1 protein-coding gene is annotated in these 335 nt (G+C 29.3%); it reads right to left on the bottom strand.

The genetic code is table 11. The features are described 5' to 3' along the window. Window positions 1-69 precede the first annotated feature (69 nt). A partial coding sequence (locus KQI94_RS16390; protein ID WP_198518110.1) for a type II toxin-antitoxin system RelB/DinJ family antitoxin occupies window positions 70-335 on the bottom strand: 266 nt, incomplete at its 5' end.

Here is a 335-nt window from a genome sequence, read left to right as displayed (position 1 = left end):
TTCTCTAAATTCTTTCCTTGTTTCTTTGCTTTCTTAAAGTCTTTTTTGAATTGGTTCGTGTAAAATATTTCAAGCATTTAAATCCTCCATTAAATCCTCCACGGAAGAAAATCCACCATGAACGTTTCCTTCTTTAATGTCTTTTAATGCTTGTAGAGTCTCTTTGTTTCCCTTATTAATCATAAAAGGAATTGCTTGCTCATTAATAGACTGTTTTAAGAAAATAGTAATTGCACTTGTCATATTTAACCCTAAATCATCAAATAATTGTTCTGCTTCTTCTTTTAAATTTTCATCAACATTTACATGTATAGGTTTCTTTTTTGTAGTAGCCA

The organism is Enterococcus sp. S183_ASV_20 (genome assembly GCF_018919685.1).
Taxonomy (GTDB): Bacteria; Bacillota; Bacilli; order Lactobacillales; family Enterococcaceae; genus Enterococcus; species Enterococcus faecalis.
This window is presented reverse-complemented; position numbering and strand designations above follow the sequence as displayed.